Here is a 4,847-nt window from a genome sequence, read left to right as displayed (position 1 = left end):
GGCGGCAGGAACCTGATGTACTATATTTTACAAGCCGCTACTGCTATCATTCTCATTTTAGCAGCTAATACTGCTTTCGCTGGTGCCCCAATCATGGCCGCTAAACTGGCGACGGAAGGATATATTCCTCGAATTTTTGCCTTACGAGGAGATCGTCTTGTATTCCATAATGGTATTTTACTCCTTTGTGCGGGTTCAATCGCTTTAGTCGTTGTTTTTCATGCCTCTGTTCACTCCCTTATACCCCTATACGCTGTCGGTGTTTTTCTAGCCTTTACAATTGCTCAAGCAGGAATGGTCGTTCGATGGAATACCTTAAAGCCTCAAGGTTACAAGGCAAATGCGTTAGTTAATGGTATTGGTAGTACGGTAACTGGAATCGTTACCATGGTCATAGCGTCGACCAAATTTATGGCCGGTGCGTGGCTAGTACTCCTCGCAATACCCTTGTTGGTGTTGCTATTCAAGAAAATCAAAAAGCATTATTCCGACATATCGCACGAATTATCCTCTCAGAATCAGGTACCTTATTATGTCATTAAGAACCACATTCTGATCCCCATGTCGTCTTTATCGAAGCCTGCACTCAATGCACTAGAATTTGCCAAATCAATGTCAAACGAAGATACGGACATAACAATCGTCCATGTTTCTTCTAATTCAGAAACAGCAGAAAAGCTTAGAAAAAAACTCGTAGAAAAACAAATCAACTTTGAATTAGTGGTGGTGGAATCACCCTACAGGGAATTAATTGGTCCCTTATTCGATTTCATCGATAACTTGGAAAAAGAATTAAAAACGGGCGAAGTGATCACAGTTATTATCCCTGAATTTGTTACACATACTTGGTGGCACTATTTGTTGCATAACCAAACTGGTTTTCTTCTACGGACTGTATTACTCCTAAAAAAGAATATAATCGTAGCCTCAGTACCATATCACTTAAAAAGTATGTAACCTCCGTAGAGGGTATTTGATAAGCCTCGTTCTTCAGCCAGCTACAAAGCCAGTAAATCCTCCTGAAAAAGGATAAAAACAAGCGTTCGGTAGTGTTGGGCCAGACGCTTGTTTTTATTGCTCTAAATTGACATATTATGATTTTGTTAAGTATTTTTCTATCCCCCATCCGATCGCTGCCCCAACAGCTCCCGCAGCCAAACCACTCGTGATGGGACTCATGAAAATAAAGCGTGACCAAATGACCCCTAGTAGTAGGCCTATCCCAAACCCAAACAAACTGCCATTTAGGCCTGATATCTCTTTCGGTCTCTCTATTCCTACTTTTTCCAGTTGGTGGTTAATATCGACTGCCCTGTTATAAGCGTCCCATATGTTAAACACGTATAGCGACGGGTAATACATACCCCATTGAATGTTAAATACGTTAATGGAACTTTCTATGTCTCCATTAAAAGCGTAAAAAAATAGATTCATTTAGATTTGAAAAGTTGTTTATTAAAATTTCCAAAAATATTAGGATAAAACCCTTGAGATATTCACGATTATATATCTGCCCAAAACCCGGTATCACCGTTGACCAAAGTGCAGCCATGACAGGGTTTTTATATGTGTTTACCTTCAGTTTGAAACTCAAATCCGACACCCTAATCCTACTTTTGCCTTATTTAAGGATAGTGTGTGAAATAATGAGAATTTTAATGCTTCAATTTTTTTCAACTTCTAAGTTCTAACGTCCTCAATATAACCTCAAGCCCATACCTCGTCAGCCCCCACTCCCGACAGATATAATCATCGCCATGCTTCTGCCGCCACTTCGGGAGCAGCTGAACATGTTGCTCGTACTTCATCCGATCAAACACTTCGAAAGGTACTAAGTCCTCGAAAAGTGAGTACGTGATCAACGGTCCTGGTCGCCGGTAATCACGTTTGTCCTTACCTGACATCCGATCGGACGGCATCACCATGCTGCCGACACGGCCCAGTCGGGAGGTACGGCCACGAATGCCGGAGGCCGTGGTTTTCTTTTCTTTTACTTCTGAGTAGTATAAATGTTCAATTTCTGTATCAAGCATATCCATAGTCTTCCTCCATAGGAAACATCTCAAGTACTATCTGCTCTTTTAAAGATAAGAACTGCCATATAACAGTTAGTAAATTACTCCCTCAAGATGGGCGGCTGAATTTGTAAGCCAGGGCGACGTATTTTTGTCTCAACAGTAACGTTCACTTTTGCTTTTGCAAACCATTCTAGCCAGTTTAAGTTTTCGTATTCATCTGTAGTAAACATTTGTGTCCGAATGAAACGTGCAAAGTACATTGGATCGACCCCATCCGCCTGTGCTTTACTGATTAGTTTTTCCGTCCTTTCTCGGATAACGTCGTTCATCGTTTGTTCTAGAACGGGCTTATCTTCGGGGGATACATGCTGTTCTAATGATTGTAGCTCTAACACATTAGCTTCTAGCTTAAGATCTACGTTAAGAACTGCTTGATTATCGCTCCACTCCACGACTACGTTTTCTTTTCGGGATGGTTTAATTTCCATTGAAAAGGTATATTTATTGTTCGGATGTTGAAATGTCCATACTCCCCTCTTATACGTTCCCCGAAGAAGGCCGTAAACCATTGAATCCCAACCAGACCAGTCATCAATCATTTTTCCACCCTTAAACACCGCTAAACCAATAAACTCCGAGGAATTACCTCCTGCACGTGAGAGTGGAGTAACCTTACTCGCTCCCGGTGCTTCAATCATTTCTGAGGAACTCTTTTGGTGTAATTCAGGAAGTGATGTAAGGGATTTACTCGAACCATCTTTTTCGGATGCTACAATTGGATTGGTTATGATTAACGGGAGTACGACATTAACATTTGGTTGCTCCGTTTCCACAAGAAACTCATGAAGAGTAACCATACGTACAAAGCCCATTCGATTCGCGTTGCGTACTAAACCTTCTATATATCTAGAAACTGATGTTTCCACCACGGGATTGGCGGTCTTTATTACAGTTTGTGCGGTAGTCCCTTTCGCAATAAAAAAATAAACGGAGCGACGAAACTCGGGAAAGCGAACAAATGCGTCCAAGTGATGGCTTAAACCTTCCCGAGCGATTTGTTCTCCAAATGTGATAGCTCGTATGTGCCGATAATTTAGGGTCCGTTCTGTTACTACATCGGCCAACGTCATCGCTTCTAGAATCGATCGAGCACTAATGGTAATGTTTTTCGTGGACTCTCCTACGTTTTTTGTTGAAGGAGCTTGTGCACTTGTTCCAAATGCTCTTGGAACGGCGAGCCGGAACGTAACATCGACATTACCATTTAACCCTTTATCTACGCCCATCGATTGTACAAAAATCTGTTGTTCCAGCTCCCGATTGTCCCAACAGCCCGCACATAATAGCAGAAGGATTACATACATAAATTTTAGACATTTCATGCCGGTTCTGCCTTCTTGCGGTAAAATAGTTTTCCCCATAGCCAAGCTACAAAGGGAACTATTAAGAATGGAATAGCGATGGATCTTGATATGCTTGTAAATCCATCAACAGCTTCAATTTCGCTTTCAGGTAAAAATGCTATACATATTACGATAACTGCTATCGGAAATAGATAAGGCCGATAATCAGGTGCTTCAAATGCCTGAGCAATAGATATCGCACTTCCGTAAACACCTGCAGCCAAACCAAGGGTGATCATAGTAGCCCAAAAAAATATAAACAAAGCCTCCAATCGCTGCCACAAAGCTCCAAAGTGGATTAAACGAATTGTTTTATAAAGAGGAAATCCTACCTTATGTCCAGATGGTTCAGGGTATACCATTGTAAAAACAATTTGCGAAAAGGCAATTATTATGCCGCACAAAATTAAACTATAATACCCTGTTCTCCGAAAGGTTTTTTGCGTCCGATATAATGGAGCTACAAAGGCTAACAAAGAGATCTCCTTATACATGCTAGTTTCCATCAAACTTCTTTGAATAAGGGGGAATGCCCCAGGGCCAAACCATGGAGCTAAATTGTAAATGTCACCAAAAGGAATAGCTAATAGTAAGGCAAATACCATGAGTGGTAAAGACCAAGGCAAAATTACCCACGCAAGTCGGGTAAGATGCTCAAAACCCTGACGTGCGATAAATACTAGCAAAACTAAATACGTTAATATGATTGAAGATATGGGTGTTGCAGGAAGCAACGTCGCCTTGATTACCTCGCCGAAAATTCGGATTTGGTAGCCTACAAATAAAAGAAAAGATACACAAAACACTACACCCAATAGCCAACGTACTGGACTCCCCCATATTCGTCCGATAATGGCCAATAGGGACATTCGAGAGAAGTTATTTGTTAACTGTTCTATGAAATAAAACGCAAGGACGCCCGCAATTAAAGAGAGGATAGGTACCATCCAACCAGCGGGGCCAGCTTCCATCTGAAGATTACGAGGAAAAAACAGCAACGTTTTTACGATTGTAAACATAAAAATCAGACTGATGGATTCAATTTGTCCAACGTAGCCGTCCTGTGACGTTAATTTCACTTAAAGTGGTTCCTTTCTCTGTGAACTGGAACGTTCTTTTGCCAATATAAACAGTTCTCTGGGTGTATCAGGTGACCAGGGTCTAGAAATAAACGATTGTTTTTTGGGGTCTAAAGGCCTAAGATATGGTGGCCGTCTATGAAGTAAATAGGATCTTGTTCGAACTAAAACACTTTCCCCTTTGGAGTTATACGGACTGATGGGAGAAAGAAAAGGGACTCCCAACGATTTGAGGCTTACAAGGTGGGATAATAGTCCAATAAGACCCAATAATACACCGTAAAAACCAAATATAGCAGCAAGGGATATTACAAAAAGTCTTACCAGTCGAAGACTATAAAACAAGA

General features: G+C 41.2%; 5 protein-coding genes and 1 pseudogene. 1 reads left to right on the top strand and 5 read right to left on the bottom strand.

Features of this window, described 5'->3' with window-relative positions:
* Positions 1-957 (top strand): annotated as a pseudogene (locus H1S01_RS19520) (amino acid permease); the annotation flags it as partial.
* 451 nt (positions 958-1,408) lie between these two features.
* Here the strand turns inward: H1S01_RS19520 and H1S01_RS22650 are convergent.
* From H1S01_RS22650 to H1S01_RS22645, 5 genes are all read right to left on the bottom strand, one after another.
* Positions 1,409-1,552, bottom strand: a complete 144-nt coding sequence (locus tag H1S01_RS22650) for a DUF5683 domain-containing protein (protein ID WP_423751949.1) — start codon at positions 1,550-1,552, stop codon at positions 1,409-1,411.
* Positions 1,553-1,673: 121 nt separating this feature from the next.
* On the bottom strand, positions 1,674-2,033 hold the full coding sequence (locus H1S01_RS19515; protein WP_188042057.1) for a hypothetical protein: 360 nt from the start codon (positions 2,031-2,033) through the stop codon (positions 1,674-1,676).
* Positions 2,034-2,116: 83 nt separating this feature from the next.
* The gene (locus H1S01_RS19510) at positions 2,117-3,400 is read right to left on the bottom strand and encodes a Ger(x)C family spore germination protein (protein ID WP_188042056.1); all 1,284 of its coding nucleotides are present in this window, start codon (positions 3,398-3,400) and stop codon (positions 2,117-2,119) included.
* The gene (locus tag H1S01_RS19505) at positions 3,397-4,500 is read right to left on the bottom strand and encodes a GerAB/ArcD/ProY family transporter (RefSeq protein WP_188042055.1); all 1,104 of its coding nucleotides are present in this window, start codon (positions 4,498-4,500) and stop codon (positions 3,397-3,399) included. The genes H1S01_RS19510 and H1S01_RS19505 overlap by 4 nt, the downstream gene beginning before the upstream one ends.
* Complete coding sequence (locus H1S01_RS22645) at positions 4,501-4,845, bottom strand: spore germination protein (protein ID WP_423751948.1); 345 nt, start codon at positions 4,843-4,845, stop codon at positions 4,501-4,503.
* Positions 4,846-4,847 lie beyond the last annotated feature (2 nt).

The sequence above is a fragment of the Heliobacterium chlorum genome (genome assembly GCF_014502795.1).
GTDB classification, from domain to species: Bacteria; Bacillota; Desulfitobacteriia; order Heliobacteriales; family Heliobacteriaceae; genus Heliobacterium; species Heliobacterium chlorum.
This window is presented reverse-complemented; position numbering and strand designations above follow the sequence as displayed.

Bases quoted from the DNA above. Each gene is read 5' to 3' on its own strand.
- H1S01_RS22650 (WP_423751949.1), bottom strand. From the start codon at position 1,552: ATGGCTGCACTTTGGTCAACGGTGATACCGGGTTTTGGGCAGATATAT.
- H1S01_RS19515 (WP_188042057.1), bottom strand. From the start codon at position 2,033: ATGCTTGATACAGAAATTGAACATTTATACTACTCAGAAGTAAAAGAA.
- H1S01_RS19510 (WP_188042056.1), bottom strand. From the start codon at position 3,400: ATGAAATGTCTAAAATTTATGTATGTAATCCTTCTGCTATTATGTGCG.